The organism is Rhodococcus chondri (assembly GCF_036327435.1).
GTDB classification, from domain to species: domain Bacteria; phylum Actinomycetota; class Actinomycetes; order Mycobacteriales; family Mycobacteriaceae; genus Rhodococcus; species Rhodococcus chondri.
This window is the reverse complement of sequence record NZ_JAUZMZ010000352.1, coordinates 1-1632: the sequence shown is the minus strand read 5'-3', so window position 1 is coordinate 1632 and position 1632 is coordinate 1. Positions and strand designations below refer to the sequence as shown.

Annotated in this window: 1 protein-coding gene; it reads left to right on the top strand. The window is 63.1% G+C overall.

Annotation, left to right across the window (positions count from 1 at the left end; translation table 11 throughout):
- Window positions 1-182: 182 nt before the first annotated feature.
- Complete coding sequence (locus Q8814_RS26035) at window positions 183-1520, top strand: condensation domain-containing protein (RefSeq protein WP_330154814.1); 1338 nt, start codon at window positions 183-185, stop codon at window positions 1518-1520.
- Window positions 1521-1632 lie beyond the last annotated feature (112 nt).

The window sequence follows — 1632 nt, the reverse complement described above, 5'->3', positions numbered from 1 at the left end:
ATCACGTGGGGCCCTCTGGTTCGGATTCGATCTTCGCAAATCCAGTCCTACCAGGGGCCCTGCGTCCCTTCGTGATCCGGTACGACCCCATCCCAGCAAGATCAACTTACTGAGAAAACCTCATTGTTCGTACAGGTGCAGTCGCACCGTGGGTAGTCACCGAGATTCGAGGAGGGGGCAGCGTGCCGGATGCGGCCGACGGCAAAGCAACCTCGTCGACCCCATTTCCGCTCGCCCCCTCGCAGCGAGGATTGTTCTTCGCTCAACAGATTTCACCGGAAGTGCCCTACACGATCGCCCAGTATGTGGACATTCGCGGTCCTCTGGATTTCGATGTGCTCGTCGCCGCGGCGGACAGAGCGTCCCGGGAATTACTTTCGCCCGGCCTGGTGATCATCGACCGTGACGGTGAGCCCTACCAAGTGGTCGATCCCACAATCGAGGATGCGCTCCGCTATCGAGATTTCCGCGCATGCAGCGATCCGGTGGAGGCGGCCCGTCGCTACATGGTTGAGCGGTCCAGCCGTCCGATCGATCTGTACCGGGACCGGCTGATCAGTGCAGAGGCGCTGCAGGTGGCCGATGGCCGTTACTTCTGGCTGAGCGTCGCGCACCATCTGGTGCTCGACGGGCACGGTGCCATGACGTTGATGAACCGGGTGGCCGAGCTGTACACGCACGCAATCCGGGGAACCGAAGCGCCGCGCTCGAAAGCCGCTGATCTGCGGGAACTCTATGCCGCGGAGGACGCCTACCGCGCCTCGGCACGGTTCGAGAGCGATCGGACCTACTGGGCGCAACGCGTCGCCCATCTGCCCGAACCTGCACGGCTGACCGATCGGGCGGGGCCGACGCGCGTGCCACCGCGGCACGTGAGGCACGAGATGACCCTGGAACTGCTGGGACACGTGGACGCGGCGGCCGGACGCTGGAACACCACTGCCGTCCCCATCGTGATGGCCGCATTCGCGGCGTTCCTTGCCCGGATGACCGGGCAACTCGACATCGTGCTGAGCCTGCCCGTCGCGGTTCGTACCACGGCCGTCGCCAAACGCTCCGGTGGAACCCTGGCGAACGTCGTGCCGATACGGGTGCAGGTCGAGCCCACGGCGGCGGCCGAGACGCTGGTCCGGCAGATCCAGGCGGAGATCACCGGTGCGCTCCGGCATCAGCGGTATCGCTACGAAGACATGTATCGCGACATGACCGGCATGTCCGCCGGCAGTGCCGGGTTCGGCCCCATCGTCAATATCATGCTCTTTCACCGGGAAATCGTTCTCGGTGACGTGACCGGCGAATACAACGTCCTCAGCACCGGACCGGTCGAAGATCTCTCCATGTCGATCTATCCCGGGATTCCGCCACATCGGCTGCGGATCGATTTCGAGGCGAATCCATTTCGGTACGAATCGGACGAATTGGAACGTCACCACGATCGTTTTCTTCGATATCTCGAGACATTCACCACAGCGAGTCCCGATATGGCGATCGGTGATCATCCGATTCTCAGGGTGCCGTAGTTGTTGACTTCCGGGGCTGTGACCTGCAGTTTCATGCGTTCAGGACCAGGTCGACCGCGTGGTCAGGGTTGGCGGCCAGTCGTCGGCAGGCCCGGGCGATGTTCGACTGCCC